Genomic DNA, 26,336 nt, shown 5'->3' on the forward strand with positions numbered 1-26,336 from the left:
GAGTGGCAGTCATAAAAAAAGCGACCATCGGGTCGCTTTTTTTTGGCGGGTCTCCGGTTTATTCGTACATCGCCTGCATCGATTCTTTGGCCCAGTTCAGGCTTTTGCGGTAGGCGCCCTCGAACAGTGTGATATTGAAATCCGGGGGCAATTTCTCCCAATCGCCGCTTTCATAAGCGATTGTCTGCTCAAGCGTTTCTCCAATGGGACCCTCATAGCTCGAGATCGCTGATTTGATATCGTCACCGAGAGGGACTTCCTGCAGCATGGTTTGCTGGTCCACATCCAGCATTACATGGAGTCCGGACATCATGCCGGCCATAAAATAGGAGCCCGCATTGGTGCGTTTTTGTCCCTCTGCGATCAATTCACACATCCGGCCACGGATCAGTAGTGCCCGAGCAAGCTCTTCCGGCTTATCCTGGTGGTTGGTCATCGCGATGAGTGTGGCCCATTTGCGAACCTGATCGATACCCAGTAATACGACGGCTTCGGCAACCGACTCCACTTTACGAACCAGAGAATAGGCCGCGGAGTTGACGATTCTAAGCAGCTTATAGGTCAGCACCGGGTCACGGATGATCATATGCTCCAGAGCTTCCGGTTTCGCGTTCGGTTTCTGCAGCTCCTGGATTAACTGCATGAGGGCGACCTGGTTGGCACTGACACGACGTCCCTTAACCACCTTGGGACGGCTTAGGAAGGAACCTTCAAACAGCTTAAAGCCAGCGCTGATACAGAGCTCCAGTTGCTCAACAGACTGGATGTCGGCCGCCAGCAGGGTGGTTTTGCACTGGGCAAAGGCTTTTGCCTGCTCGTGAAGTTCATCCACCGACATCAGGCTCACATCAAGCTTGATAATCTTGGCCATTTTATAGAGCGGCAACAGGCGTTCGTCAAAACCACGAACCTCCAGCGCGATTCTATAGCCGTCTGCGGCGAGCTGCTTGAGGGCCTTGGCAAATTCGGCTCCGACCTTGGTAGGCACGCTCAGTTGCAGTACAACCTGTTTGGTGGGTAGGGCGGGCATGGAGCCGTCAGCTACCATGGAAACCGGGACGGGCAGGAACGCGGGCACGCGTTTAACTTCGCCCTGATCCGAAATGCTGGTGTAGGTGCTCAGAATCATCTCAGAGCTGGAGCTGGCATCCGGATCGGCAGCCAGCATGTCATTGAGGCTGGTATCCCGGTGATAGTTCAGCTCATAGGCGATAACGCGTTGCTGACTATCGAAAATCGGATGACGGGCGATCAATACCTGACCGGGATCGATCTCGTGTGCCATGGGCGGTCTGTCCTTCCCTTGTATCAGCTTAGGATTTTACAGGTTTTCAGGAGCAAGCACTAAACCAAATATCCTCGGATAAGTAGAAGTGCGGGCTGATGACAATGCGAGCAGCGAGTATACTATGCGGCCGACAAAAAATATTGAGTAAACGATGACACGTATCAACTGGTTTCCGGGTCATATGCATAAGGCGCGCAAAGAGATCGCGCAGACGATGGACGAAGTGGATGTGGTGATTGAGGTTCTGGATGCCCGTTTGCCGCTTTCCAGCGAGAATCCGTTGGTGGATGCCCTGCGTAAGGACAAGCCGGTGATCAAGCTGTTGAATAAGCAGGACCTGGCTGACCCGGATCGCACCGGGGAATGGTTGCGATGGTTCAACGCGCAGGCGGGTGTTACGGCCATAGCGCTTGATACGGCGCAGAAGAAGCAGGTGCAGCGTATTCCTGCATTGTGTAAAGAGGCGGTACCCGCACGGACAAGTGCAGGCCGGCCGGTGCGTGCAATGATCATGGGAATTCCCAATGTTGGTAAATCGACTTTAATCAATGCACTGCTGGGACGGCGAATCGCTAAAGTGGGTAACGAGCCCGCCGTCACCAAGGGGCAGAAGCGCTACAGTGAATATCAGGGCATGGCACTGTCCGATACGCCGGGTATTCTCTGGCCCAAAATCGAAGATGAAGACGCCGGGTATCGTTTGGCCGCCAGTGGTGCGATCAAAGATACCGCGATCGAGTATGAGTTGGTTGCAGGTTATGCGGCTGCCTTTCTCTTGGCCGACTACCCTCAGTGCCTGATCGAACGTTTCAAGCTTAAAGCGGTGCCGTCATCCGCGGATGAGCTGCTCGATCAGATCGGTCGAAAAAGAGGGTGTCTGCGTCCAGGAGGTGTGGTTGATCTGTATAAAGCCGCCGATATTTTATTGACCGAGTTACGCGCTGGAAAGATAGGTCGAATTACATTCGAAACCCCGGAAGAGTGGGAACGTAAACGTTTAGAAGCAGAGCGGGCCGCTCTGGAAGCTGAGCAGGAGCAATCATCATGACACGCAAGAAGAAAGAGCGCTCAACCGGTAAGTTGATGACGGTACTGGAGCGAGCTCCGCGCAAGCAGGAACGGTTGGCGGATCCCACGAGTAAGGAAGCTCGCCGGCAAAAGGCGCTGCGTGAGCGGAAAAAACACAAGTCTGTCTACGAAAAGGCGCAGGCTACCCAGTCCCGGGTTGAACGTGATGCCGAAGCCGGTCGTCGAGGGACCCGTCACGGTGGACGTCTGGCAGAGAAGATCCGTCGCCTGAACCGGGAAGACGAGGACTAAACCACGCGTTTGACCTTCCCGGGAAACTCGCCTAGTTTTTGATCAGCAATGGCGTCAGTGGGAGGTCTAATCATGAGCCGTGCACCTGTACGCCGGGCCGGTGACGAGCCGGTTCGGGTTTCCCTGACGAAAGGCGAGCTCTATACCTGGTGTGCTTGTGGCCGCTCCAGTCAGCAGCCCTTCTGTGACGGTGGTAGTCATGTGGGCACGGGTATCGACCCGCTGGTGTTCGAAGCGGAACGCGACAGCGAAGTGTTGCTTTATACCTGCAAGGAAACCGGTACGCCCCCCATTTGTGATGGTTCCCACTGTCGGGGGGCGCCTGATTAACCTTTCACGCATTCCCGTCTTTTTTAGTGCACACGCCAATCAGGCTGTACACAGGGCAGAAGCTAACCAGCCCTGTCAGTAGTGGAACCACACCAATCCAGCCCCAGACCGGCAGCGCGCCAGCCAGTGTCGCCGCGATCAGCGCCAGACCCACAACAATACGCAAAATTCTGTCGATGCCACCAACATTTGCTTTCATCCGAGATCTCCTTATTAAGGATATTTTGATAGCTTCAGCATAGTTCAGGCAGCTACGGTGTTCAGTGACTTAATCACATAGCCGCGAGTTTTTTCAGCTCTTCACGGTTGGTCAGGGTAACGCTGCCGCGTGATAGCTGAAGCCATCCTCGCCGCTCGAACTCTTTCAGCGTGCGACTAATCACTTCCCGCGCTGTGCCCAACTCTCGCGCCAATTGCTGGTGCGTGGTCCGAATGGCGTCTTCAGGTCGGGCCAAAAGCCAGTCGGCGAGTCTGCTGTCCAAGCGTCCAAAGGATATGGCATCTATCAGCATTAACAGTTCGGTTAATCGTTCACCATAGCCGTCAAAGACAAATGCGCGTAATGCTTTGCTGTCATCCAGCGCTGTTTCGAAGGCTGGGGCGGGAATAACCACGGCGGTAACCGGTGTTTCGGTGATCGCTTCCGCTTGATAAGGGCCACCCCCTATCAGGCAGGCGGTGGTGAGGATGCAGGACTGTCCGCTTTCTACTCGGTAAAGTACGATTTCGCGGCCGCTGGAAGACAGCTTTTGCACTCGAACGGAGCCGCTGATAACCAGTAAAAACTGTTTGCAGCGATCACCCGGATGAAACACTTCGGTCTCAGCAGGAATTTCAACAACCCGAGATTGAGCAAGCGCTTTACGCCAGCCGGGGGAATCCACGGCCTGTAGGGTTGGAAAAAGTGAAAGCCAGCCGGTATCCATCAGTTTCGCCTCGCGTCCTTAGCAGGGCGTCTAGTGTACCCGCGCAATCGAGTGCGGGCGATAACGAAAAAAGCTCCCGCCTTGTGGGCGGGAGCTTGCCAACGGATCAGAGAGCGGGTGGCTCTCAGCGAGTGCCGGTCACACTGGGGATGGACCGGCGATCCGCGGAGACTAACGTTTAGAACTGGTTCATGGTGTTATCTTTACCAGAAGCCTTCAGAGCCGCGTCACCGGAGAAGTACTCTTTGTGATCGTCGCCCATGTCGGAACCGGCCATGTTCTGGTGCTTAACGCAGGCGATGCTCTGACGGATCTCCTTGCGCTGCACACCTTCGACGTAGCCCAGCATACCGGCATCACCGAAGTACTCTTTGGCCAGGTTGTCGGTGGACAGGGCCGCGGTGTGGTAGGTCGGCAGCGTGATCAGGTGGTGGAAGATACCGGCTTCGCGGGATGCATCACGCTGGAAGGTGCGGATCTTCTCATCGGCTGCAGCAGCCAGTTCGGTGTCGTCGTATTCGACGCTCATCAAGTTTGCGCGGTCGTAGGCGGAAACGTCCTGGCCGGCTTCAACCATGGCATCGAACACCTGCTGACGGAAGTTCAGGGTCCAGTTGAAGGACGGGCTGTTGTTGTAAACCAGCTTGGCATTCGGTACCGCTTCACGGATGCGGTTAACCATGTTGGCGATCTGACCAACGTGCGGCTTCTCGGTCTCGATCCAGAGCAGGTCTGCGCCGTTCTGCAGTGAAGTGATGCAGTCCAGAACCACGCGGTCTTCACCGGAGCCCTTCTTGAACTGGAACAGGCCGGATGCGAGACGCTTCGGCTTGAGCAGCTTGCCGTTAGCCTTAACAACCACATCACCGTTATCGATATCAGCGGCGCTATCAATGTAGTCGCCGTCCAGGAAGCTGTTGTACTTGTCGCCCAGGTCGCCCGGCTCGTTGGTGACGGCGATCTGTTTGGTCAGGCCTGCACCCAGGGAGTCGGTACGTGCCACGATAACACCGTCGTCGACACCCAGTTCCAGGAATGCGTAGCGAACAGCACGGATCTTGGCGAGGAAGTCGGCATGAGGAACGGTTACTTTACCGTCCTGGTGACCGCACTGCTTCTCGTCAGAGACCTGGTTTTCGATCTGGATGGCGCAGGCGCCCGCTTCGATCATTTTCTTGGCCAGCAGGTAGGTGGCTTCTTCGTTACCGAAACCTGCGTCGATGTCAGCGATGATCGGCACAACATGAGTCTCGAAGTTGTCGATCTTAGCCTGGATGTCAGCTTCTTTAGCGGCATCGCCAGCTTCACGTGCATTATCCAGCTCGCGGAACAGGCCACCCAGCTCACGTGCATCTGCCTGGCGCAGGAAGGTATACAGCTCTTCGATCAGGGCCGGAACAGAGGTCTTCTCGTGCATGGACTGGTCGGGCAGCGGACCAAACTCGGAGCGCAGCGCGGCGATCATCCAGCCGGACAGGTACAGGTAGCGCTTGTTGGTATTGCCGAAGTGCTTCTTGATCGAGATCAGCTTCTGCTGACCGATGAAGCCGTGCCAGCAACCCAGAGATTGAGTGTACTGAGAGGTATCCGCGTCATACTCGGCCATGTCCTGGCGCATCAGCTTGGCGGTGTAGCGTGCGATGTCCAGACCGGTCTTGAAACGGTTCTGCACCTTCATGCGAGCAGCGAACTCCGGGTTGATACCTTCCCAGGGTGCGCCATTGACCGCTTTCAGGCTGGCAACTGCGTCGATTGCTTTCTTGTACTCTGACATGGCTTTTCCTCTACAGTCTTGCTGTTCGGTGAATTAAAAGCTTCACGTTTTATATTTGCTGCGACTTGTTGGGGGAGCCGCAACGCTTATGCAGCGAATAATGTGTGCTGGCCGGAGAGCTGTCAAAGCGGTTTTGTGCATAGCAGCAAGGTTTGTATTAGGACTACAAGCCCCGGAAATCGGGCACTGTAGTTTTACTACCCGATCAAATTTGTTGTGCAATGCGAAAAATGCAGTGACGACGCGGGATGGAAGGTCTATTTCTTTTGTATGAAATACTTTGGTCGAGGCTATGAAATGCGCGATTTACATAAACGATAAGGAATAATAAATATTATTTTTAAATCTAAAAGGTCTATAAAAAGTTAACTACAAACTGTTCATTTCAGTTGCTTTTTCGGCACCAAAAGTGTCATGCCTATTACCAAAGTCGATATAGTCCCTATAAAATGTGTGTCTATGGCGCTTGGCTGGGTAGGTGGTGATGGGTAAAACAGAGGGCGAGACCGGGTATTGCGGTCTCGCGGTTAGGGAGTGGGCCGTCGTAACGTCCGGGAGCTGACGTCAGTCAAGAACGGGGTAGAGCGCGCCGGCGCCAATCAGGCGGCAGAGCAGGTCGAGCGCATCACGGTTTAAGTTCGGTAACTGCGCCGGCGTGTAATCGTTGCGCAGGCATAGTGCTTCAGCCAGGGGAAGTGTCTCGCAGGTTAATGGATAGCGTTCCCCGTTCGCGAACAACGATGCCTCACCAGCCTTGTCCAGGTAGGCGAACCGGGCGCCTTCGTTGCGACGTAAGGGTATGTCTTGCGCAAGCCACTGCTGTAGCTCTTCGATCGAGGGCGGTTCCTGCACCTCTTCCAGCTCCGGGTATTTGGGCTCGGTCATATACCGCCCAAACCATCGCGCTATCTGCGCTTCATCTTTTAAGTAACTGGCCAGAATCGCCTGGACGCGGTTCAGGGCGTCCTGCCCGATCTGTCCCGGGTTGGTCTGAAGGCTCAGATCCGGATCGGCATAGCGTATCTCTCGCCCCAGTTTTTCACCCACGAAATCACTGAAACTGCGCAAAATCTCATTGTGGGCGGGTGCCCGAAAGCCGATGGAATAGGTCATGCAGTCGTCGCCGACAGCGTAGCCATTATGGGCGATCTGAGGTGGCAGATAGAGCATGTCTCCAGGTTCCAGATCATAACTCTGATCCGGTTTCCACTCGGGGAGAATCATCACCGGCGCATCCGGCCGGCGCGGAGAATCTTCGGTACAGACGCCCCCGAGCTCCCAGCGTCGTGTACCACTGGCCTGCAACAGGAAAACGTCGTAATTGTCATAGTGGGGGCCTACGCCGCCCCCGGGGGCGGCATAGCTGATCATCAGATCATCCACCCGCCAGCTGGGTATGAAACGGAACCGCTCTACCAGGTCGGCCGCTTCCGGGATCCAGTGGTCCACGGCCTGAACCAGCAGCGTCCATTGCGAGTCAGGCAGTTCCGCGAACCGCGATTCCGGAAAGGGCCCCTGTTCCAGCGACCAGTGATCCTCATTCGCGTCGAAGCGGATCAGGCGTGACTCCACATCGGGTTCGCAGGCCAGACCGGCCAGCTCATCAGCGGTCACCGGGGGCGAAAAGTCAGGTATCGCCTGGCGAATCAGCAGCGGCTTTTTTTGCCAATAGTCCTTGAGAAAGGTCTCGACCGAGATTGAGCCTAGCGGCGCGTCCATATTCACTTGGCAAGTAGCTCCATCATCTCTTCGAGTGCGTCTTCCAGCTCTCCCATGACCTTGCGCGTATCCCGGGCGGAGAGTGCAGCAGTCCGGTTGTTGCCAACCATCCGTACGCACTTGGCGATCTGGTCCGCACAGCGCTGAATGCCGGTCAGGTTATATTCGTACTGCTCCATGCTGCTGGCAGCGTCCTGCAATGCTTCATGGAGCTGGCCTGCCTGAGCGGCCAGCTGGTGAAGGGTTTGACTCATGTTGATCTCCTTAAACACTAGACCGCATTACTTTATCAGCCTGCCGGGGTTGAGGTAATTCGATATTAGTCCCGGGTCAGCCGCTCGACGGTCTCTTCAACCGATGCCAAGATGCCGCGCAGCATGCCAAGTTCGGTTTTTTCCGGGCGCGAGCGATTGAAGTAACGCTTGAGTTTATCCATCACCCGTCCCTCATGCTGGGGAATAATAAAGTTGGTAACCCGTAATACGCGCTCCAGATGCTCGTAGAACAGCACCATCTCTTTCTGGCGTGGGTAGGGTGCCGGCTCCAGAGTTTTGCGCTCGGCTTTACGGGCAGCCCGTCTCAGCTCGTAGCAGACCAGCTGAATCGCCTGGGCGACGTTCAGCACCGGATAGTCCGGGTTGGCGTCAATATAGAGGTGGCGATTACACAACAACATTTCCGCATTGTTCAGGCCCATTGTCTCGCGCCCAAACAGGATGGCGATCTGGCCGCTGCTGGCTTCCTGTACCACCTGGCCTGCGGTGGTTTCCAAGTCAAGCAGGGGGAGATCATAGCTGCGTTCGCGAGCGCTGGTGCCGATCACTAACTGACAGTCAGCGATGGCGGCCTCAACGCTGTCGACTACCACCGCCTGGGCCAGCAGATCTTTGGCGCCCGCGGCTCTGGATTCGGCCTCGTCATCGGGAAAAACCCGTGGGTCAACCAAATATAGCTGCGACAATCCCATGTTTTTCATGGCGCGAGCGGCTGCACCGATATTGCCGGGATGGAAGGTTTGCACCAGTACGATTCGAATATTGGAGAGCATTGGATGTTCGTGATTGAGAGTTCAGTTTACAGCGCAGAACCGGGCGCCGGACATAAAAGAGCCGGCTGATGCCGGCTCGGGTGAATCTGTGTATTGATCAGATCCGCTTTGCCTGGTCGGCGGCGTTACCGATATAGGTCGAGGGGCTCAGTGCCTTGAGCTCGGCTTTGGCCTGCTCCGGTATTTCCAGCGTATCGATGAATTCCATCAGCGTCGCTTTGGTCATCGCCTTGCCGCGGGTCAGCTCCTTGAGCTTCTCATAGGGTGCCTCGATACCGTAGCGACGCATCACGGTCTGAATCGGCTCAGCCAGAACTTCCCAGGCGTTATCCAGGTCCGCGTTTAAACGCTCGGCGTTCATTTCCAGTTTGGAGATGCCCTTCAGACTGGCCTGGTAGGCGATGAGGCTGTAGCCGAAGCCAACCCCCATGTTGCGCAGTACGGTGGAGTCGGTCAGGTCGCGCTGCCAGCGAGAGATCGGCAGCTTGGCGGCCAGATGCTGCATCACGGCGTTAGCGATACCCAGATTACCTTCGGAGTTTTCGAAGTCGATCGGGTTGACCTTGTGCGGCATGGTTGAAGAGCCAACTTCGCCCGCGATGGTGCGCTGCTTGAAGTAACCCAGGGAGATATAACCCCAGACGTCACGGTCAAAATCGATCAGAATGGTGTTGAAGCGGCAGACGCAGTCGAACAGCTCGGCAATGTAATCATGCGGCTCGATCTGTGTGGTGTAGGGGTTCCAGTCCAGGCCCAGGCTGGCAATGAACTCTTTGGCATTGGCTTCCCAATCTATTTCAGGGTATGCCGACAGGTGAGCATTGTAGTTACCCACGGCACCGTTAATCTTGCCCAGAAACTCGATCTGGTCCAGCTGCTTGAGCTGGCGCTGCAGCCGGTATGCCACGTTCGCCATCTCTTTACCAAGAGTGGACGGCGAGGCGGTTTGGCCATGGGTACGTGACAGCATCGGCTGGTCGGCATGTTTGCGGGCCAGTTCCGCGATTTCGTCAGCGACCCTCTGCATGGGTTGCCTTAGCTCGGCTACGCCGTTCTTGAGCATCAGGGCATGAGACAGGTTGTTGATGTCTTCAGAGGTGCAGGCAAAGTGAACAAACTCGCTGATCGCGACCAGTTCGTCGTTTTCTGCGATCTCCTGCTTGATGAAGTATTCCACCGCCTTGACGTCGTGATTGGTGGTCCGCTCGATCTCTTTGATGCGCTCGGCGTCCTTGAGGTCGAAATCACTGACGATGCTGTTCAGGCGCGCGTTGGCGTTCTCGCTCAGGGCGGGAACCTCGGTGATCTGGGGGTGAGCGGCAAGCTGCTGCAGCCAGCGAATTTCGACTTCTACACGAAAGCGGATCAGACCGTATTCGCTGAATACGTTGCGCAGGTCGGCAGTTTTGCTGCCATAACGTCCATCGACCGGGGAAATAGCGGTGAGGGCAGAAAGCTCCATGTCACACAGTCTCACTAGTTGGGCGGTTTATACGGGAAAGGCGAAAAATTATACCGGAAAATGTGGCCGAGGTCAGTGACGGGCGAAACCTGGGCCGGGGCGCCCGGATCAGTGTCCGGGCGAGCGAAATTTTGCCAGTGAGGGGCGTACCCGGGAGCGGAAAAACAGGAAGTGCCAGCGCTTACCGCCCACCTGACGCCACAGGATGGTAGCGCGGATACCTGCCAGCAGCAGCGCTCGAATACGCGCCGCATTCTCGCTGTTTTGAAGGTAACGCGGGTCGCCGCCCACCTGGATGCGTACAGAGAAGGTACTGAGCGTATCCTGGTAGAGCGCCGCGATCGCTGCGATCACGTTGGAATGCGTGTAGATCGATGGATCAAACCGGGGCTGCTCGCTATCGGAGTCACCATCCTGGGCAAAATAGCGCGCCTTGGACTCGATCTGATCGAGTCGGGTTCCTATCTCCTCGAGCATATCCGGACGGGCCTTTAATTTTTGCTCCAGCTGAATCATCGACAGGGTGTAGCGCATCACATCCGGGTTAAACTTTCCGCCGCGCTTCTCGACGATCTCCTGCAGTTGCTTGAGGCCCAGCCCCAGGTTGAACGGCAGATCCTCGGTGCCACCATAGACATCTTCGGTGATCGCCGGATTGGATACGAACAGGCTGGCAATACTGCTCTCGAAGCTGTTCTGAGCCACCATGCCCCGGCGGGCAATCTGTTCCACAAGGCTTGCCGCCTGTAACATGCCGGCCAGCGCTATCGCCTGCTCATCGTGGGATCGAGACATCCGTTAAACTCCCTTATTGACCGGCTCGTGCCCGGGCTTCTATGACGCCGCCCCCAAGGCAGACGTCGTCCTGATAGAAAACCACTGACTGGCCCGGTGTAACAGCCCGTTGAGGCTGATCGAACTCCACGCGGTAGCCATTGTGGTCTGGGACCAATGTGCAGGATTGGTCTGCCTGGCGGTATCGAACTTTTGCTTTGCAGCGCAGCGGCAGCTTTGGTTGTTCGCCGCTGATCCAGAAAATTTCGGAACATGTCAGGCTGTCTGAGAACAGTAAAGGGTGATCCGTTCCCTGTACGGCGATCAAAACGTTGCGCTCCAGGTCCTTATCCGCCACAAACCAGGGTTCTTCCGGGTAGTTGGCCAGCCCTCCAATACCCAGTCCTTGGCGTTGGCCGATGGTGTAATACATCAGGCCTTGGTGTTCGCCGATCACATCACCATCAGGCGTTTCGATGGTGCCGGGTTGGGCCGGTAGATACTGCTTGAGGAAGTCGCTGAATCGGCGCTCGCCGATAAAGCAGATACCGGTACTGTCCTTTTTGTTGTGGGTAATCAGGTCGTGTTCTTCGGCCAGAGCCCGGACTGCCGGTTTTTCCAGTTCACCCACTGGAAAGAGCGTCATAGCCAACTCAGCTTCTCCGACCTGATGCAGAAAATAACTTTGATCCTTATTTGGATCCAGCCCTTTTAACAGTCGGGTACGGCCCTCACGCTCGCCGCGGCGCACGTAATGACCCGTCGCAATGAGATCGGCACCGAGCATCTGGGCATATTCCAGAAACGCCTTGAACTTAATCTCCCGGTTGCAGAGGATATCGGGGTTGGGCGTACGGCCGGCGCGGTACTCTTCGAGGAAGTGTTCAAACACGTTGTCCCAGTACTCGGCGGCAAAGTTGGCTGTGTGCAGCTTGATACCAAGCCGGTCGCAGACCGCCTGAGCGTCGGCCAGGTCCTCCTTGGCCGTACAGTATTCGGTTCCGTCATCTTCCTCCCAGTTCTTCATGAATAGGCCTTCGACCTGATAGCCTTGTTGTTGCAGGAGGAGGGCGGATACAGAGGAGTCGACGCCGCCGGACATACCGACGATCACTTTGATGGCACCAGTGTCACTCATGGGTTTGAATCAGATCTCTTCAGGTTCATGGATCAGTGAAAGCGGGTAGCGGATCCCGGCCAGATAATCGTCGATACACTCAAGCACCAGCTCACTGCGCAACTGCGCCCGGCGCGCTACGATCTCGTCCCGGGTAAGCCAGAGCGCACCCACAATGCCTTCATCCAGCTCGCGTTCCGTGTGATGTTTCAGCGCGCGGGCAATAAAACAGCAGCGGTGATAGGTCACACCGTTACGCGGAGAGCGGTAAACGTAGAGGCCCAACAGATGCTCGGGCGTGACTTCCCAGCCGGTTTCCTCCAATGTTTCGCGACAGGCCGCTTCGCTGAACCGTTCACCCTCTTCAAGGTGCCCTGCGGGCTGGTTGATTACCAGCGCGCCCTCGGCGTGTTCCTCGACCAGCAAAAAGCGGCCATCCTGTTCCACAATCGTTGCCACGGTGGCGTGAGGTGTCCAGCGCATTCAGTGTTCCGTGTAACTCGAGCGTCTCGAGGATGAATTTTGTCTTCGCTACAGAGATAATACCAGTTTGGCCGGTTGGCGACGAATAACGGGCTATGCCGGTAATCGATTTATTTGGGGGAGTTCTTCCATGGGGCAGACCGAAGTACGGGTGCAGCGAGAGACGTTTGACCTGCTTGCGCTGGATCAGTTGCTGCAAACCGATGGTGCCCGGTGTGGTGCGGTAGTGACCTTTACCGGCCGTGTGCGTGACCTCGATAACGCAGAGCTCAGGGCGCTGGAGCTGGAGCACTACCCCGGAATGACGGAGCGCGCTCTAGCTAAAATAGTGGAGCAGGCCAGAGCGCGCTGGTCACTTGGGTCGGTGGTGGTGGTTCATCGTGTGGGGCGTCTTGAGCCGGGGGATCCCATTGTCTTTGTCGGCGTGGCAAGCGCTCATCGGGAGGCTGCTTTCGAGGCGGCGCGTTTTATCATGGATTACCTCAAACGTGATGCGCCCTTGTGGAAGAAAGAGGTGGCGTTAGATGGAGAGCGCTGGGTTGATCAGAAAGACTCTGATCTCAACGCGGCCGACGCTTGGCGCCAGGGCGACGGGGACGGGGCGTCGTAACCGGCAGGTTGACCTGCTCCGGGCGGTATTCGCCCGGCGATAGATCATCCAGTGTCCAGTTGCCGATGGCGTAGCGTATCAGGCGCAGGGTAGGGAAGCCGACAGCGGCGGTCATGCGCCGTACCTGGCGGTTGCGGCCTTCACTGATGATGATCTCTATCCAGCTGGTGGCCTGGTTGGCGCGCTGGCGAATAGGTGGATTCCTGGGCCAGATGTCAGGAGCTGTTATTTTGCGAACCCGTGCTGGCCGAGTGGGGCCATCCTTAAGTGTGACGCCCCGGCGTAACCTGTCCATAGCCGCCTCATCCATCTCCCCTTCGACTTGTACCCAGTATGTCTTTTCCAGTTTGAATCGAGGGTTGGCCAGACGATGCTGGAGCTGACCGTCATCGGTCAGTATCAGTAGCCCTTCGGAGTCGTAGTCGAGCCGGCCTGCTGGATAAACACCGGATTCGTCGATGAAATCGGCCAGTGTTTGGCGCCCTTCTGAATCAGTGAACTGGCAGAGTACCTGAAAGGGCTTGTTGACCAAAAAGATGCGTGCCATGGCGGGTGGTGAGCGGCCTGCTGTACGTAGAAAATATCGATTATCCCGTAACCCAGGATGAGTGAAATCTACACCCCCATGAAAGGCATGAGAGTGCTGGATTTCGTTATAGCCAAACCCGAAACCGGGTCGGGTCAATCCAGCGCGCGGATATTGATAGCGTGGATTCCCTTGGGGCCTGCCTTGGTCTCAAACTGGACGGTCTGCCCGGCTTTCAGGCTCTTGTAGCCCTCAGCCAGAATGGCAGAGAAGTGGGCGAACAACTCCTCGTCGTATGCTTCCGAGAGGATAAAGCCGTATCCCTTGGCGTTGTTGAACCACTTCACTTTCCCTGTCTGCATATGTCGCTCCCATTGATTTCGCTTTACTAAAGGCACGCCACCTGGGGGTGGTGCCTGAAACGCGAACCTCCACGGGATTAATTCCGTGGAAGGTACTCCTTTACATCATTGCAGGGACTACAGATACTGGGGAGAACACTCCTGCTGCGGGCAGTATAACATTTGGTCGGCGTGACACTAGGCCTGATTAACACACATTATCGGAATGCAAAGAAAACAGTTACTTATGTCGGTTTACTCGAACAGTATTATCCGTTTTTCCGGGGACGATCCGGACCATGACGACCAACAGGACGGCACCGGTTCCGTCGCTACGGAGAAGACCAAACCGGAGCTCAAACGCCCCCCGATGTATCGGGTGGTATTGATGAATGACGACTACACCCCCATGGATTTCGTGGTTGAAGTTCTGATGATTTTTTTCAATATGAATCAGGAAAAGGCGACACAAGTGATGTTGTCGGTCCATACTCAGGGTAAGGGCGTCTGTGGCGTCTACACTCGAGATGTGGCTGAAACTAAAGCGGCGCAGGTGAATCAATATTCCAGAGAGAACAAGCACCCGTTGCTGTGTGAAGTAGAGACAGTCTGACAGGAGGCTGCAAACATGTTGAATCGCGAGCTTGAAGAAACCCTCAGTGCAGCCTTCAAGGCAGCCCGGGACAAGCATCATGAGTTTATGACCGTCGAGCACCTGTTGCTGGCGCTGTTGGACAACCGCCAGGCGGCGGAAGTCTTACACGCCTGTGGTGCTGATTTCGATCGGTTGCGTCAGCAGCTTTCCGTATTTATCGACGAGACAACGCCGCTTCTGCCGCAGAATGTTCCCAACCTTGAAACCCAGCCGACCCTGGGGTTCCAGCGTGTACTTCAGCGCGCCGTATTTCATGTCCAGTCCTCCGGCAAGGCTGAAGTCAGCGGAGCCAACGTGCTGGTAGCGATCTACAGCGAGCAGGAAAGCCATGCCGTGTACGTGCTGCAGCAGCAGGGCATTGAGCGCATTGATGTAGTCAATTACATCTCCCACGGGATATCCAAGGTCGGCGACCAGGACGCTCAGGAAAGCGAGTCGATCACCGAAGAGGAGGGCGGTGAATCCGGCAAGAGTCAGCTCAGCCAGTATGCTGTCAACTTGAACCAGCAGGCGGCACTGGGTCAGATCGACCCGCTGGTGGGGCGTGACTCCGAAGTGGAGCGCGTAGTTCAGATCCTCTCGCGTCGGCGCAAGAATAACCCACTGTTGGTGGGCGAGGCCGGGGTGGGTAAAACCGCCATCGCGGAAGGTCTGGCCAAATTGATTATTGAAGAGAAGGTGCCGGATATTATCGCTGACAGCGTGGTCTATGCGCTGGATCTGGGGGCGTTGCTGGCCGGGACTAAATACCGCGGTGATTTCGAGAAGCGTCTCAAGGGATTGCTGGCCGAGATCAAAAAGCAACCCCATGCGATTCTCTTTATTGATGAGATCCATACTATCATCGGTGCCGGTGCAGCTTCCGGTGGATCGATGGATGCGTCCAACCTGCTTAAGCCATTGCTGAGCTCCGGTGAGATTCGTTGCATCGGTTCTACCACATTCCAGGAATTCCGGGGTATTTTCGAGAAAGACCGGGCGCTGGCGCGCCGCTTCCAGAAAGTGGATGTGCTTGAGCCCAGTGTCAGTGATACCTATCAGATTCTGCGCGGGCTCAAGTCCCGGTTCGAAGAGCATCATGAGCTCAAATACACTGATGAGGCGCTGAAGGCAGCGGCAGAGCTGGCGGATCGTTACATCAATGACAAGCATATGCCGGACAAGGCGATCGATGTCATTGATGAAGCGGGTGCCTACCAGCGACTGCTGCCGGAAGATCAACGCAAGTCGGTCGTGGATGTCACCGAGGTGGAGGCCGTTGTCGCCAAGATTGCGCGTATCCCGCCGAAGAGCGTTTCCGTCTCCGACAAAGAGCAGCTGGCCAAGCTGGAAAGCAACCTCAAAATGGTGGTGCTGGGACAGGACGAGGCGATTACCACGCTCTCCGCCGCGATCAAGCTCTCCCGTGCCGGGCTTAATACGCCGAACAAGCCGGTCGGCTCCTTCCTGTTCTCCGGTCCTACCGGGGTGGGTAAAACCGAGGTCACCACCCAGCTGGCTCGTATCCTGGGTATTGAGCTGGTGCGCTTCGATATGTCGGAGTATATGGAGCGTCATACGGTATCGCGCCTGATCGGTGCGCCCCCGGGTTATGTGGGCTTTGATCAGGGCGGGTTGCTGACTGAGGCGATCACCAAGTCGCCGCACTGCGTGTTGCTGCTCGATGAGATCGAGAAGGCACATCCGGAAGTGTTCAACCTCCTGCTGCAGGTAATGGACAACGGTACGCTTACCGATAACAACGGGCGCAAGGCGGACTTCCGCAATGTGATTCTGGTAATGACCACCAACGCCGGTGCAGAGCAGATGAGTCGCCCGTCCATCGGCTTTACGCAGCAGGATCACAGTACCGATGGCATGGAGGCGATTAAAAAACTGTTTACACCGGAGTTCCGCAACCGTCTGGACGCGGTAATCCAGTTCAAGCCGTTGACGCTCAACATTGTTAAAGGTGTGGTCGACAAGTTCCTGACCGAGCTGCAGGCGCAGCTTGATGAGAAGCGCGTTGTACTCCACGTTGATGATGACGCTCGAAACTGGCTGGCCGAGCATGGTTACGATGAACTGATGGGCGCCCGTCCCATGCAGCGCCTGATCCAGGAAAAGATCAAGAAGCCGCTGGCTGAAATGATTCTATTCGGGGAGCTTGCTGAAAACGGCGGCGATGTGGATATCGTCGTGAATGAGGATGGGGAGCTGAAGCTGGAGTTGGCCACGGTGGCAGCATAAGCTGCCCACCGTTAGGATACCGCGCGGCTGAAGGATCAGCGGGCGCGGTATACGATACGGCCTTTGCTCAGGTCGTAAGGCGTCAGTTCTACCTTGACCTTGTCACCGGTCAGAATACGGATGTAGTTCTTACGCATCTTACCCGAAATGTGGGCAGTGACGACGTGCCCATTTTCCAACTCCACGCGGAACATGGTGTTGGGCAGGGTGTCGACGACGGTGCCTTCCATTTCAATTGAGTCTTCTTTGGCCATTCACACATTACCTCTGGGCTGTTTTTAATCCCGGCAATACGAACAATCGGAGTCACGCCGGTCGGAAAGCGCATTATTTTGCCTGAACTGGCGTGCTATATCAAAGAGAAATAAGGTAGGCGTTGCTGTTCGAAGGCGTTTAAGGCGTGTTTAGACCCGTACCCAGCGGTCGGCGATCAGCATATCCAGCGGACGGTAAGCGGTCTTGTAGTTCATTTTTCGGCAGTCCCTGACCCAGTACCCCAGGTACAGATAATCAAGCCCCTGCCGTTTGGCCTCCTCCACTTGCCAAAGAATGGCATAGGTACCCAGACTGCGTTTTTCCTGGTCTGGCGCGTAAAATGTGTAGAGGGCAGACAGTCCCTGATCCAACATGTCAGTAACGGCGATGCAGATCAACTGGTTGTCCGGGTCACGAAACTCGTAAAAGCAGCTGGGCTGCTTTCCCTCGACCAGAAAGCTCATGAACTGGCTGGGGGAGGGTGGATACATGTCCCCGTCTGCATGGCGTTCGGTGATGTATCGGTCGTACAGCCGGTAATATTCGATCGTTAGTTGTGCAGGGACCCGTTTGACCTTTAGGTCGTCGTTGCGCCGCCAGATTCGGCGCTGAGTCTTTGAGGGGGCGAAAAAGCGCGTTGGTATACGCACCGACACACAGGCATTGCAGTTGTCGCAATGGGGGCGGTAGATGTGTGAGCCGCTGCGGCGGAAACCCAGATCACTGAGTTCACTGTAAATCTCAGGAGTGATTGAGGCCTGTGGGTCCACAAACAGGGTTTTAGCCTTGCGTCCGGGAAGGTAGCTGCAGTCGTGTGGGGGTGTTGCGTAGAAACGCAGGGTTTGCAGGTTGCTCATTCCGCTTCGCTCTCGCGCTGGTACAACGGCGTTACTTGCCAGGAATGAGACAGCGTCTGACTGACCAGCTCTTCGAGTTCGGCAACGAACCGACGGCGTGGTACCTCTGAGGCACCGAGGCTGGCCAGATGATCGTTATACACCTGGCAATCGACTAAAGCATAGCCCCATTTTTCAAGATGTTCGACCAGGTAAACAAACGCGATTTTCGAGGCATCGGTGCGGCGGCTGAACATCGACTCACCGAAAAAGACCCGCCCCAGTGCCAGACCGTAAAGCCCGCCGATTAATGTATCACCCTGCCACACTTCCACCGAGTGCCCATGGCCAAGCCAGTGGAGGCGGCTATAGGCGGCCATCATGTCAGGGCTGATCCAGGTGCCCGCACTGTAGTTGCGCGGTTCAGCGCACGCCTGGATAACGTCATCGAATGCCTGGTCGAAAGTTACACGGTAGTCCATTTTACGCAGCTTTTTGCGCAGGCTGCGGGAGATATGGAGGTCTTGCGGATGTAAAACACAGCGCGGGTCCGGGCTCCACCAAAGTATCGGTTCGCCCGGGTTGTACCACGGAAAAATCCCCTGTCGGTAGGCGCTTAGAATCCGTTCCGGGCGCAGATCACCCCCCGCTGCCAGCAGGCCGTCCGGGTCGGCCAGGGCCAGCTCGACGGGAGGAAACTCGAGCTGGATAGGGTGAAGCCAGGGGATCATCCTGAGTTGGCCGTCTTTATTTGCCCAGGCTGTCGAGGTAACGCTCTGCATCCAGCGCGGCCATGCAGCCGAAGCCTGCAGAGGTGACTGCCTGACGATAAATATGATCGCATACGTCACCGGCGGCGAAGACGCCCTCTACATTGGTCTGAGTCGCATTGCCTTCCAGGCCGGAACGGATCTTCAGGTAGCCGTTGTTCATATCCAGCTGCCCTTCGAACAGCTCGGTGTTTGGACGGTGACCGATGGCGATAAAAACGCCCTGCAGCTCCAGCTCCTGAGTTGATCCATCCTCGGTGCTTTTGGCACGCAGACCGGTCACGCCGGAGTCATCACCCAGCACTTCGTCGAGCTGATGGTTCCAGAGGATCTTGACGTTACCGTTCTTGGCTTTTTCAAACAGCTGGTCCTGCAGAATTTTTTCACTGCGCAGGCTGTCGCGGCGGTGAATCAGGGTGACCTCGGCCGCGATGTTGGAGAGGTACAGCGCCTCTTCAACCGCCGTGTTGCCACCGCCGATGACAGCGACTTTCTGGCCCCGGTAGAAGAAACCGTCGCAGGTGGCGCAGGCGCTAACGCCTTTACCCTTGAATGCTTCTTCCGACTCGAGCCCCAGGTACTGGGCGGAGGCCCCGGTGGCAATGATCAGCGCATCACAGGTGTACTCGCCCATATCGCCTTTCAGGCGGAAGGGGCGGTTCTGCAGGTCGGTTTCGTTAATATGGTCGAAGATAACTTCGGTATTGAAGCGTTCCGCATGAGCCTGCATGCGCTGCATCAGCTCCGGACCCTGAACCCCGTCCACATCGCCGGGCCAGTTGTCCACTTCAGTGGTGGTGGTCAGCTGGCCGCCGGCCTGCATGCCGGTAATCACAACCGGGTTCAGGTTGGCGCGGGCTGCATAAACGGCAGCGGTATAACCGGCAGGGCCGGAACCCAGAATAATCAGGCGGTGATGCTTGGTTTCGCTCATGATGATCCAACTGTTTACTGAAAAGATTGAGGAAGGCCGGTACGGCTAGACCCAGTTAATTGGGGCCAAAAAGCGGCAATACAATGCCGAGAAATTTACCTTTACCGCCTCTCAATGTCCATGGACAGCGATGATAGAGGGGCTGAAGCGAGCCTGACTTAGTCGATAAAATTGTCGGCAAATTACTATCGCAACGGGCGGTATGTTATTTTTGCCCACTTTGATCGAGAGTTGCAGTTAAGGGATCCAGCTTGAGCGAAAAGCGCATTAATTCCCCGAGGGCGATGGGCGCCCATCTGGCCCGCGTGGCCAAAGAGTCGGGCTTGATTCTGGCCATCGGCATCAACCTGTTTTTGCTACTGGCACTGGTCAGTTACGACCCACGCGATCCTGGCTGGTCGCATTTGGGTTACCAGAGCAAGGTCAATAACCTGACCGGGATTTCGGGTGCCTGGGTGGCGGACTTTGCCATTTCTCTGTTCGGGCTTGCAGCGTATCTGCTGCCGTTCTTAGTGATTTTGCCAGCGGTGCGTTTTATTCGCCGTCGCGGTGCCGGCCTGCTTGATGCAATCCCTTTTGTGATGCTTCGCACGACCGGGGCGGCGCTGATGCTGGTAAGTTTTGCTTCTCTGGCGTCGCTCCATCTCTCCAATGAAGCGCTTCAGTATCCATTCACCGCCGGTGGGCTCGTTGGCCAGGCTCTGTCAGACCTGACGGTAATATGGCTGAACATGGTCGGTGGCTCGGTCATCCATTGGACACTGTTTCTGTTTGGTTTAACGCTCTACGCAGAGGTCTCCTGGCGTACCGCGCTGGAGAGCTGTGGGGGGTTAATCTTAAAAGCGTCTGGAAAAATTTCCGGCCTGGCGAGCGCCTCTCGGCGGGGTGGTTCCTCTCACAATGAGGGGGAATCCCAAGCCCGGGAGACGCGACCGCAATCCTCGCGTTCAACCCCTCAGCCTGTTGCCCGGCGCGTCGAGCCGGAATCAACGGGAACTGCCTCAGCTGAACAGAAACGCACTGAGCCGCAGCCGAGCCGGGCAGCGCCGGAATCGGAAGCGGTGATTCGTGCGCGCACTGAGCCATTTGCCGGGGCGTTCAAAGACGAAGACGATGATGCGCGGGTGGAGCCCTCATTCTCCCTGGATGGCTTGGATCAAGACGAAGGGGACCCTGAGCCACCCTGGGCAAGCAATGACGACGCGGTGCGGGCGGAACCTGACGCTCCGCGGACGGAATCAGTGCCGGCTGAGTCTGAGTCACCGGTCGGTAGTAGTCGGCGCAGCGTGAAGATTGTGCCGCTTTCCGAGTCGCATAAGCCGTTGGTGGAGGATGAGGATCATCCCGGCGATAGCAAAGCGGGTGCCACCAGTCGCAAAGCGGCGCCCGTTATACCTTCACTGGACCTGCTCGACCCGCCCGAGCTTCAGACCGATACCGGCTTCACCGAAGAGGAGCTTGAGGACATGTCGCGGCTTCTCGAGGAGAAGCTGAAAGACTTCGGCGTCATTGCTGAGGTGGTTGAGGTCAACCCGGGGCCCGTGATTACCCGGTTCGAAATTCAGCCCGCACCCGGGGTCAAGGCCAGCAAAATCTCCAACCTGGCGCGGGATCTGGCGCGCTCCATGGCGGTGATGAGTGTGCGTGTGGTGGAGGTGATTCCGGGCAAATCGGTGGTCGGTATCGAGATTCCCAACTCCTCTCGCCAAACTGTTCGCCTCAGCGAGGTGCTTAACGCCAAACCATATCTGGAAGCCAGTTCGCGCCTGACGCTGGCATTGGGCAACGATATCGCCGGTAACCCGGTGGTCGCCAACCTGGCCAAGATGCCCCACCTACTGGTAGCCGGTACCACGGGCTCCGGTAAGTCGGTGGGCGTCAACGCCATGCTATTGAGTCTGCTGTTCAAGGCCACGCCGGATGAGGTGCGCCTGATGCTGGTGGATCCGAAGATGCTGGAGCTGTCGATCTATGACGGTATTCCGCATCTGCTAACACCGGTTATCACGGATATGAAAGAAGCGGCCGGTGGCTTGCGCTGGTGTGTCGCTGAAATGGAGCGCCGTTACCGGCTGATGGCGAAGATGGGCGTGCGCAATATCGCCGGTTTCAACGAGAAGCTGGCCAAGGCCCAGGCTGCCGGTGAGCCGCTGCGCGATCCGCTGTGGAATCCGCAGGAGCAGGGGCTTGACCCGGATGAGCCGGCACCCTACCTGGAATCGCTACCCTATATCGTCGTGGTGGTGGACGAGTTCGCCGACATGATGATGATGGTGGGCAAGAAGGTTGAGGAGTTGATTGCGCGGATCGCACAGAAGGCGAGGGCGGCCGGTATTCACCTGATTTTGGCCACACAGCGTCCCTCCGTGGACGTAATCACCGGTCTGATCAAGGCTAACGTGCCGACCCGTATTGCGTTCCAGGTGTCCTCGAAAATCGACTCACGGACCATTCTTGATCAGTCCGGCGCGGAAAACCTGCTGGGCTATGGCGATATGCTTTACCTGCCGGCAGGAACCAGCGTTCCCAACCGTGTGCATGGTGCCTTCGTCAGTGATGATGAGGTTCACCGGACCGTGGAGGCCTGGAGGGCAGTAGGGTCTCCGGTCTATATCGACGAAATCCTGACTGAGCCCGGTGGTGAGGGTGGAGGTTCCAGCGGCAACCTGTTTGATGATGAGGCGGACCCGCTGTATGACGAGGCGGTGGCCTTTGTGACCGAGTCACGCAAAGCCTCGATCTCCTCGGTACAGCGCAAGCTCAAGATCGGCTACAACCGTGCTGCTCGAATGATTGAATCGATGGAAGCCGCCGGTGTCATAACTGAAGCGGGTAGCAATGGCCAGCGTGAAGTTCTGGCACCGCCACCACCAAGGGACTAGACCATGAAAAAGCCGTTCTTGGCAGCCTGTTTACTTGCGGCTGCTTCTGTTTCTCTGGCTTATGCCGATGCCAGTGATGACCTGGAAGCCTTGCTGATGGGGCACGACCGGATTGAGGCCGAATTCGATCAGTACACGGTGTCGGAAGGGGGACGTCGACAGGAGCACTCCAGCGGAGATTTTGCGATCGATCGTCCGGGCCGGTTTGACTGGCGCACGGAGACACCCTTTCCCCAGCGTATTGTCAGCGATGGCGATTACATCTGGGTTTTCGATCCGGATCTGGAGCAGGTGACGCGCAAGCCGGCTGGCAATCAAAACGACAGTGCACCGGCCCAGATTCTTAACGGAGAGGTTGATGCGCTGGAGCGGGCTTATGACATCTCCGCGTTGGAGCAGACCGATAGCCGGGCGGTTTACGAGCTTCTGCCCAAAGAGCCTCAGAACAGCAGCTTCGTAAGGATTCGTTTACTGTTCGAAAACCAGATACTGTCCGAACTGATGTTGGAAGACAGTCTGGGACAACGCACTGCAATTGTTCTCAGCAATATTGAACTGGATGGCGCGATTGACCCATCCCGTTTCAGTTTTGAACCGCCCGCCGGGGTCGACGTTATTCTGGATCCGGGGGTCTGATGCAGGACCTGTTTGCTGATCAAACACCCAGTTATGAGCCGTTGGCGGCACGAATGCGGCCCCGCTCACTGGATGAGTATATGGGCCAGGAGCACCTGTTTGGGGCGCATAAGCCGCTGCGTCAGGCACTTGAACAGGGGCTGATCCACTCGATGATCTTCTGGGGGCCGCCCGGTGTCGGCAAAACCACGCTGGCCCGGTTGATTGCCCATCAGGTCGACGCCCATTTTCTGACCATTTCCGCTGTACTCAGCGGCGTGAAAGATATCCGTCAGGCGGTGGATCAGGCGCAGCAGATCAAGGCACAAAGCGGTCGGAAAACAATCCTGTTCGTGGATGAGGTGCATCGTTTCAACAAGTCTCAGCAGGATGCTTTTCTACCTTACGTGGAAGATGGCACGGTCATCTTTGTGGGCGCCACCACTGAGAACCCCTCCTTCGAACTGAATAATGCGCTTCTATCCCGTGCCCGCGTTTATCTGCTTCGTTCCCTGGATGACTCGGCGCTGGAGCGGATCCTCTCCCATGCATTAACTGACCCGGAGCGCGGATTGGGAAAACGTCCTCTGGAGCTGGGGGACGATGTGATTGCGAAGCTGGCCAAAGCCGCGGATGGGGATGCACGCCGTGCGCTGAACCTGCTGGAGATTGCGGCTGATCTGGCCCGTCCTGATGGTGATAAGGAGCGGGTGGACAGCGAGGTTTTGCAGGAAGTGATGCAGGCCGGCGGGCGGCGTTATGACAAAGGCGGTGATCTCTTCTACGATCAGATATCCGCGTTCCATAAGTCCGTACGTGGCTCCTCGCCCGATGGCGCGCTGTATTGGTATTGCCGCATGCTGGATGGTGGTTGTGATCCGCTTTACGTGGCGCGGCGCTTGGTGGCGATCGCCTCCGAGGATATCGGCAACGCCGACCCCCGAGCCATGCAGGTCGCGCTTTCGGCCTGGGATGCGTTTGAGCGTGTCGGCCCCGCCGAGGGGGAGCGCGCTATTGCTCAGGCGGCTGTGTATTGCGCGTTGGCACCAAAGAGTAATGCCTTGTACCGGGCTTTTAATCAGTGTTTAGCGGATGTGCGAGCTGATCCCAGTTACGAGGTGCCCGAGCATCTGCGCAACGCGCCCACCGAATTGATGAAGGATATGGGGTACGGTGCTCAATACCGATACGCCCATGATGAGCCGAATGCGTACGCTGCCGGAGAATGTTACCTGCCGGAAGCGATTGCCGGGCGTGGCTATTATCAGCCGGAGCCGCGAGGCCTTGAGATCAAGCTGGGCGAGAAAATGGAGCGCTTGCGTCAGTGGGATCTGCAAAGTGATCGACAGCGCTACGGCAGAACCGACAGTGGCAATGGAGGGGGGGAAGGCTGATGCACTGGTTATCGATAGCCTTGGGCGGAGCGCTGGGGGCCATGGCGCGTTATTGGGTCAGTGGGTTTCTTAACAACGCTGATTATCGACTGCCCGTCGGCACGTTGGCCGTGAACGTCGTGGGCTCCTTTCTGATGGGGGTCTGCTTCGTCCTGATTCTGGAAAAGGCGCGCCTGTCGCCGGAAATGCGGCCCCTGCTGATGACCGGTTTTATGGGGGCATTTACCACCTTCTCCACATTCTCGCTGGAAACGGTGGCCTTGATTCAGGAGGGGCATATAATGTCCGCCCTGATTTATATATCATTGAGCCTCGCTTTATGCTTGGTCGCGCTTTATGCGGGCCTGGTTTTAACCCGAATGATCTGACAGTTTTTCAATACAAGGTACCTGTCCTCCATGCTTGATCCGAAACTGGTTCGTGCCAACCCTGAAGCGTTGGCTGCGTCATTGAAGAAAAAGGGATTTGATTTCCCGGTGGCACGTTTTGTCGAACTGGACAATGAGCGCAAGTCGATTCAGGTGGAAACCGAGTCGCTGCAGAACGAGCGCAATACCCGCTCGAAAAGTATCGGTAAGGCAAAAGCGGCAGGTGAAGATATCCAGCCTTTGCTCGATGAAGTAAAAAACCTGGGCGATAAGCTGGATGCGGCCAAGGCCAAACTCAGCGATATCCAGGCCGAGCTGGACGATATCCTCATGGGTGTGCCCAACATCCCTCATGATTCCGTGCCCGAAGGCGAGTCGGAAGACGATAACGTGGAGGTGCGTCAGTGGGGTACGCCGCGTGAGTTTTCGTTCGAACCGCAGGACCATGTGGCCTTGGGTGAGCGTAACCTGGAGCTGGACTTCGAAACTGCCGCAAAGCTGACCGGCTCACGCTTTGCCGTGATGAAAGGTACGATTGCGCGGCTTCATCGCGCACTGACCCAGTTCATGCTCGACACCCACACCGCCGAACACGGCTACACCGAAGTCTATGTGCCTTACATGGTCAACGCGGACTCTCTGCAGGGAACCGGTCAGTTACCCAAGTTTGAAGAAGACTTGTTCAAGCTGCCGTTTGGTGACCGTTACTACTATATGATCCCCACCGCCGAGGTGCCGGTTACCAATATGGTGCGTGACGAGATCGTCGATGCCGATCAACTGCCGATGCAGTTTACTGCGCATACGCCGTGTTTCCGCTCTGAGGCCGGTTCCGCCGGTAAAGATACCCGCGGTATGATTCGTCAGCACCAGTTCGAAAAAGTGGAGCTGGTTCACATTGTCGAGCCCTCCAAATCCTGGGACGCGCTGGAAGCGCTGACCGGCCATGCGGAAACGATTCTGCAGAAGCTCAATCTACCGTACCGCGTCGTCGTACTCTGTGGCGGTGATCTGGGCTTCAGCGCGGCCAAGACCTATGACATTGAGGTCTGGTTACCGGGTCAGGCCAAATACCGTGAGATCTCCTCCTGCTCCAATATGCTCGACTTCCAGGCCCGCCGGATGATGGCGCGCTGGCGCAATCCGGAAACCGGTAAGCCGGAGCTGGTACACACGCTGAACGGTTCGGGTCTTGCAGTGGGCCGTACCCTGGTGGCAGTGCTTGAGAACTACCAGAACGAAGATGGCTCGGTGACAGTGCCGGAGGCACTTCGCCCGTACATGGGCGGCGTCGAAACTATCGGCTAATCGCTCGATGGTTGAAAGAAAGGCGTGCCCCCGGGTGCGCCTTTTTGCTTTGTGCGCCAGGCATGGCGCGTAGCGCCTTGACGGGCGCTGTTCCGACGCGCGTGGTGGCGGTCGGATGACTTGGAGGTGCAAGTCCTCTGTGGGCCCGGCAAGGGGAACCACTAGCCGAACGGCAAGGGTGTCCATCGCGAGGTGGAATCTGAAGGAAGCCGAAGGCAAAGCACTGGCCTGACGAACAGAAATCGCATACGAGGCGACGGCTGCGGGTGAGGAGTCGAATATCTTCAAAGCCCGGTACTTGCACGGAGCAGCGGTCGTAGATGCGGCAGGTATAAGTGTGAAGGTCACGTGTCTTACCCTGGGAGGTCTGCT

The 26,336-nt window shown here is 56.6% G+C and carries 28 protein-coding genes; 11 read left to right on the forward strand and 17 right to left on the reverse strand.

The features are described 5' to 3' along the window. Window positions 1–58: 58 nt before the first annotated feature. Window positions 59–1,285, reverse strand: a complete 1,227-nt coding sequence (locus G403_RS0108955) for an EAL and HDOD domain-containing protein (protein WP_027853689.1) — start codon at window positions 1,283–1,285, stop codon at window positions 59–61. A 154-nt stretch (window positions 1,286–1,439) separates the two neighbouring features. On the opposite strand from G403_RS0108955, the gene ylqF reads away from it, so the two are divergent. The 3 genes from ylqF to G403_RS0108970 all read left to right on the forward strand — a co-directional run bounded on the left by ylqF (window position 1,440) and on the right by G403_RS0108970 (window position 2,938). Continuing rightward, complete coding sequence (ylqF, locus tag G403_RS0108960) at window positions 1,440–2,336, forward strand: ribosome biogenesis GTPase YlqF (protein WP_027853690.1); 897 nt, start codon at window positions 1,440–1,442, stop codon at window positions 2,334–2,336. Further along, window positions 2,333–2,608 carry a hypothetical protein gene (locus G403_RS0108965; protein ID WP_027853691.1) on the forward strand — a complete coding sequence of 92 codons (276 nt, stop codon included), beginning with the start codon at window positions 2,333–2,335 and terminating at the stop codon, window positions 2,606–2,608. The genes ylqF and G403_RS0108965 overlap by 4 nt, the downstream gene beginning before the upstream one ends. 72 nt (window positions 2,609–2,680) lie before the next feature. After that, window positions 2,681–2,938: a CDGSH iron-sulfur domain-containing protein gene (locus G403_RS0108970; RefSeq protein ID WP_027853692.1), complete on the forward strand. Its 258-nt coding sequence runs from the start codon at window positions 2,681–2,683 to the stop codon at window positions 2,936–2,938. 4 nt (window positions 2,939–2,942) lie between these two features. Here the strand turns inward: G403_RS0108970 and G403_RS0108975 are convergent, their stop codons facing one another. From G403_RS0108975 to G403_RS0109020, 10 genes are all read right to left on the reverse strand, one after another. After that, window positions 2,943–3,137, reverse strand: a complete 195-nt coding sequence (locus tag G403_RS0108975) for a YgaP family membrane protein (RefSeq protein WP_027853693.1) — start codon at window positions 3,135–3,137, stop codon at window positions 2,943–2,945. A gap of 73 nt (window positions 3,138–3,210) precedes the next feature. Then, entirely contained in the window at window positions 3,211–3,864 is a 654-nt protein-coding gene (locus G403_RS0108980; RefSeq protein ID WP_036233130.1) for a Crp/Fnr family transcriptional regulator, read from the reverse strand. Window positions 3,865–4,042: 178 nt separating this feature from the next. Further along, window positions 4,043–5,638, reverse strand: a complete 1,596-nt coding sequence (locus tag G403_RS0108985) for an isocitrate lyase (RefSeq protein ID WP_027853695.1) — start codon at window positions 5,636–5,638, stop codon at window positions 4,043–4,045. Window positions 5,639–6,202: 564 nt separating this feature from the next. Beyond that, complete coding sequence (locus G403_RS0108990; protein ID WP_156899668.1) at window positions 6,203–7,357, reverse strand: ribosomal protein uL16 3-hydroxylase; 1,155 nt, start codon at window positions 7,355–7,357, stop codon at window positions 6,203–6,205. 2 nt (window positions 7,358–7,359) lie between these two features. Beyond that, window positions 7,360–7,611, reverse strand: a complete 252-nt coding sequence (locus G403_RS0108995) for a hypothetical protein (RefSeq protein WP_027853697.1) — start codon at window positions 7,609–7,611, stop codon at window positions 7,360–7,362. Window positions 7,612–7,676: 65 nt separating this feature from the next. After that, a complete protein-coding gene (locus G403_RS0109000; protein WP_027853698.1) occupies window positions 7,677–8,405 on the reverse strand; it encodes an RNA methyltransferase in 729 nt (242 codons plus the stop codon). 97 nt (window positions 8,406–8,502) lie between these two features. After that, complete coding sequence (purB, locus tag G403_RS0109005) at window positions 8,503–9,867, reverse strand: adenylosuccinate lyase (protein WP_027853699.1); 1,365 nt, start codon at window positions 9,865–9,867, stop codon at window positions 8,503–8,505. 108 nt (window positions 9,868–9,975) lie between these two features. Next, entirely contained in the window at window positions 9,976–10,662 is a 687-nt protein-coding gene (gene hflD / locus G403_RS0109010; RefSeq protein WP_027853700.1) for a high frequency lysogenization protein HflD, read from the reverse strand. Between the two features lie 13 nt (window positions 10,663–10,675). Continuing rightward, window positions 10,676–11,779, reverse strand: a complete 1,104-nt coding sequence (gene mnmA / locus G403_RS0109015) for a tRNA 2-thiouridine(34) synthase MnmA (RefSeq protein WP_027853701.1) — start codon at window positions 11,777–11,779, stop codon at window positions 10,676–10,678. Window positions 11,780–11,788: 9 nt separating this feature from the next. Then, window positions 11,789–12,241 carry an NUDIX hydrolase gene (locus tag G403_RS0109020; RefSeq protein ID WP_027853702.1) on the reverse strand — a complete coding sequence of 151 codons (453 nt, stop codon included), beginning with the start codon at window positions 12,239–12,241 and terminating at the stop codon, window positions 11,789–11,791. Between the two features lie 130 nt (window positions 12,242–12,371). Between G403_RS0109020 and moaE the strand changes: the two genes are divergently transcribed. Continuing rightward, on the forward strand, window positions 12,372–12,851 hold the full coding sequence (gene moaE / locus G403_RS0109025; protein ID WP_027853703.1) for a molybdopterin synthase catalytic subunit MoaE: 480 nt from the start codon (window positions 12,372–12,374) through the stop codon (window positions 12,849–12,851). Here the strand turns inward: moaE and G403_RS0109030 are convergent. Beyond that, window positions 12,802–13,398: a pseudouridine synthase gene (locus tag G403_RS0109030; protein ID WP_027853704.1), complete on the reverse strand. Its 597-nt coding sequence runs from the start codon at window positions 13,396–13,398 to the stop codon at window positions 12,802–12,804. The genes moaE and G403_RS0109030 overlap by 50 nt on opposite strands. 134 nt (window positions 13,399–13,532) lie before the next feature. Then, window positions 13,533–13,739 (reverse strand): cold-shock protein, encoded by a 207-nt coding sequence (locus tag G403_RS0109035; protein WP_027853705.1) that lies wholly within the window; start codon window positions 13,737–13,739, stop codon window positions 13,533–13,535. A gap of 226 nt (window positions 13,740–13,965) precedes the next feature. Here G403_RS0109035 and clpS point away from each other — a divergent pair, with 226 nt between their 5' ends. Next, a complete protein-coding gene (gene clpS / locus G403_RS0109040; RefSeq protein ID WP_027853706.1) occupies window positions 13,966–14,331 on the forward strand; it encodes an ATP-dependent Clp protease adapter ClpS in 366 nt (121 codons plus the stop codon). 15 nt (window positions 14,332–14,346) lie between these two features. Further along, window positions 14,347–16,602 (forward strand): ATP-dependent Clp protease ATP-binding subunit ClpA, encoded by a 2,256-nt coding sequence (gene clpA / locus G403_RS0109045; protein ID WP_027853707.1) that lies wholly within the window; start codon window positions 14,347–14,349, stop codon window positions 16,600–16,602. A gap of 35 nt (window positions 16,603–16,637) precedes the next feature. On the opposite strand, the gene infA is transcribed toward clpA, so the two are convergent. From infA to trxB, 4 genes are all read right to left on the reverse strand, one after another. Further along, entirely contained in the window at window positions 16,638–16,856 is a 219-nt protein-coding gene (gene infA / locus G403_RS0109050) for a translation initiation factor IF-1 (RefSeq protein WP_027853708.1), read from the reverse strand. A gap of 150 nt (window positions 16,857–17,006) precedes the next feature. After that, entirely contained in the window at window positions 17,007–17,714 is a 708-nt protein-coding gene (locus G403_RS0109055; protein ID WP_027853709.1) for an arginyltransferase, read from the reverse strand. Further along, a complete protein-coding gene (gene aat, locus G403_RS0109060; RefSeq protein WP_027853710.1) occupies window positions 17,711–18,424 on the reverse strand; it encodes a leucyl/phenylalanyl-tRNA--protein transferase in 714 nt (237 codons plus the stop codon). Before aat ends, G403_RS0109055 begins: the two co-directional genes overlap by 4 nt. Window positions 18,425–18,440: 16 nt before the next feature. Beyond that, the gene (gene trxB, locus G403_RS0109065) at window positions 18,441–19,397 is read right to left on the reverse strand and encodes a thioredoxin-disulfide reductase (protein ID WP_027853711.1); all 957 of its coding nucleotides are present in this window, start codon (window positions 19,395–19,397) and stop codon (window positions 18,441–18,443) included. 251 nt (window positions 19,398–19,648) lie between these two features. On the opposite strand from trxB, the gene G403_RS0109070 reads away from it, so the two are divergent. Genes G403_RS0109070 through serS form a run of 5 tightly spaced genes read left to right on the forward strand, consistent with a single transcriptional unit; the run spans window position 19,649 to window position 25,964 of the window. After that, window positions 19,649–22,279, forward strand: coding sequence for a DNA translocase FtsK (locus G403_RS0109070; RefSeq protein WP_051298773.1), 2,631 nt, complete (start codon window positions 19,649–19,651; stop codon window positions 22,277–22,279). Window positions 22,280–22,282: 3 nt separating this feature from the next. Beyond that, window positions 22,283–22,915, forward strand: a complete 633-nt coding sequence (gene lolA / locus G403_RS0109075) for an outer membrane lipoprotein periplasmic chaperone LolA (RefSeq protein WP_027853713.1) — start codon at window positions 22,283–22,285, stop codon at window positions 22,913–22,915. Next, complete coding sequence (locus tag G403_RS0109080; protein ID WP_027853714.1) at window positions 22,915–24,288, forward strand: replication-associated recombination protein A; 1,374 nt, start codon at window positions 22,915–22,917, stop codon at window positions 24,286–24,288. The genes lolA and G403_RS0109080 overlap by 1 nt, the downstream gene beginning before the upstream one ends. Next, window positions 24,288–24,656: a fluoride efflux transporter CrcB gene (gene crcB, locus G403_RS0109085; protein WP_342665436.1), complete on the forward strand. Its 369-nt coding sequence runs from the start codon at window positions 24,288–24,290 to the stop codon at window positions 24,654–24,656. Before G403_RS0109080 ends, crcB begins: the two co-directional genes overlap by 1 nt. A 30-nt stretch (window positions 24,657–24,686) precedes the next feature. Beyond that, window positions 24,687–25,964 carry a serine--tRNA ligase gene (gene serS / locus G403_RS0109090; RefSeq protein WP_027853716.1) on the forward strand — a complete coding sequence of 426 codons (1,278 nt, stop codon included), beginning with the start codon at window positions 24,687–24,689 and terminating at the stop codon, window positions 25,962–25,964. Window positions 25,965–26,336 lie beyond the last annotated feature (372 nt).

Source organism: Marinobacterium litorale DSM 23545, assembly GCF_000428985.1.
GTDB classification, from domain to species: domain Bacteria; phylum Pseudomonadota; class Gammaproteobacteria; order Pseudomonadales; family Balneatricaceae; genus Marinobacterium_D; species Marinobacterium_D litorale.

Excerpts from the sequence above, each read along its gene's own strand:
- G403_RS0108955 (WP_027853689.1), bottom strand. The coding sequence starts at position 1,285 with ATGGCACACGAGATCGATCCCGGTCAGGTATTGATCGCCCGTCATCCG.
- ylqF (WP_027853690.1), top strand. The coding sequence starts at position 1,440 with ATGACACGTATCAACTGGTTTCCGGGTCATATGCATAAGGCGCGCAAA.
- G403_RS0108965 (WP_027853691.1), top strand. The coding sequence starts at position 2,333 with ATGACACGCAAGAAGAAAGAGCGCTCAACCGGTAAGTTGATGACGGTA.
- G403_RS0108970 (WP_027853692.1), top strand. The coding sequence starts at position 2,681 with ATGAGCCGTGCACCTGTACGCCGGGCCGGTGACGAGCCGGTTCGGGTT.
- G403_RS0108975 (WP_027853693.1), bottom strand. The coding sequence starts at position 3,137 with ATGAAAGCAAATGTTGGTGGCATCGACAGAATTTTGCGTATTGTTGTG.
- G403_RS0108980 (WP_036233130.1), bottom strand. The coding sequence starts at position 3,864 with ATGGATACCGGCTGGCTTTCACTTTTTCCAACCCTACAGGCCGTGGAT.
- G403_RS0108985 (WP_027853695.1), bottom strand. The coding sequence starts at position 5,638 with ATGTCAGAGTACAAGAAAGCAATCGACGCAGTTGCCAGCCTGAAAGCG.
- G403_RS0108990 (WP_156899668.1), bottom strand. The coding sequence starts at position 7,357 with ATGGACGCGCCGCTAGGCTCAATCTCGGTCGAGACCTTTCTCAAGGAC.
- G403_RS0108995 (WP_027853697.1), bottom strand. The coding sequence starts at position 7,611 with ATGAGTCAAACCCTTCACCAGCTGGCCGCTCAGGCAGGCCAGCTCCAT.
- G403_RS0109000 (WP_027853698.1), bottom strand. The coding sequence starts at position 8,405 with ATGCTCTCCAATATTCGAATCGTACTGGTGCAAACCTTCCATCCCGGC.
- purB (WP_027853699.1), bottom strand. The coding sequence starts at position 9,867 with ATGGAGCTTTCTGCCCTCACCGCTATTTCCCCGGTCGATGGACGTTAT.
- hflD (WP_027853700.1), bottom strand. The coding sequence starts at position 10,662 with ATGTCTCGATCCCACGATGAGCAGGCGATAGCGCTGGCCGGCATGTTA.
- mnmA (WP_027853701.1), bottom strand. The coding sequence starts at position 11,779 with ATGAGTGACACTGGTGCCATCAAAGTGATCGTCGGTATGTCCGGCGGC.
- G403_RS0109020 (WP_027853702.1), bottom strand. The coding sequence starts at position 12,241 with ATGCGCTGGACACCTCACGCCACCGTGGCAACGATTGTGGAACAGGAT.
- moaE (WP_027853703.1), top strand. The coding sequence starts at position 12,372 with ATGGGGCAGACCGAAGTACGGGTGCAGCGAGAGACGTTTGACCTGCTT.
- G403_RS0109030 (WP_027853704.1), bottom strand. The coding sequence starts at position 13,398 with ATGGCACGCATCTTTTTGGTCAACAAGCCCTTTCAGGTACTCTGCCAG.
- G403_RS0109035 (WP_027853705.1), bottom strand. The coding sequence starts at position 13,739 with ATGCAGACAGGGAAAGTGAAGTGGTTCAACAACGCCAAGGGATACGGC.
- clpS (WP_027853706.1), top strand. The coding sequence starts at position 13,966 with ATGTCGGTTTACTCGAACAGTATTATCCGTTTTTCCGGGGACGATCCG.
- clpA (WP_027853707.1), top strand. The coding sequence starts at position 14,347 with ATGTTGAATCGCGAGCTTGAAGAAACCCTCAGTGCAGCCTTCAAGGCA.
- infA (WP_027853708.1), bottom strand. The coding sequence starts at position 16,856 with ATGGCCAAAGAAGACTCAATTGAAATGGAAGGCACCGTCGTCGACACC.
- G403_RS0109055 (WP_027853709.1), bottom strand. The coding sequence starts at position 17,714 with ATGAGCAACCTGCAAACCCTGCGTTTCTACGCAACACCCCCACACGAC.
- aat (WP_027853710.1), bottom strand. The coding sequence starts at position 18,424 with ATGATCCCCTGGCTTCACCCTATCCAGCTCGAGTTTCCTCCCGTCGAG.
- trxB (WP_027853711.1), bottom strand. The coding sequence starts at position 19,397 with ATGAGCGAAACCAAGCATCACCGCCTGATTATTCTGGGTTCCGGCCCT.
- lolA (WP_027853713.1), top strand. The coding sequence starts at position 22,283 with ATGAAAAAGCCGTTCTTGGCAGCCTGTTTACTTGCGGCTGCTTCTGTT.
- G403_RS0109080 (WP_027853714.1), top strand. The coding sequence starts at position 22,915 with ATGCAGGACCTGTTTGCTGATCAAACACCCAGTTATGAGCCGTTGGCG.
- crcB (WP_342665436.1), top strand. The coding sequence starts at position 24,288 with ATGCACTGGTTATCGATAGCCTTGGGCGGAGCGCTGGGGGCCATGGCG.
- serS (WP_027853716.1), top strand. The coding sequence starts at position 24,687 with ATGCTTGATCCGAAACTGGTTCGTGCCAACCCTGAAGCGTTGGCTGCG.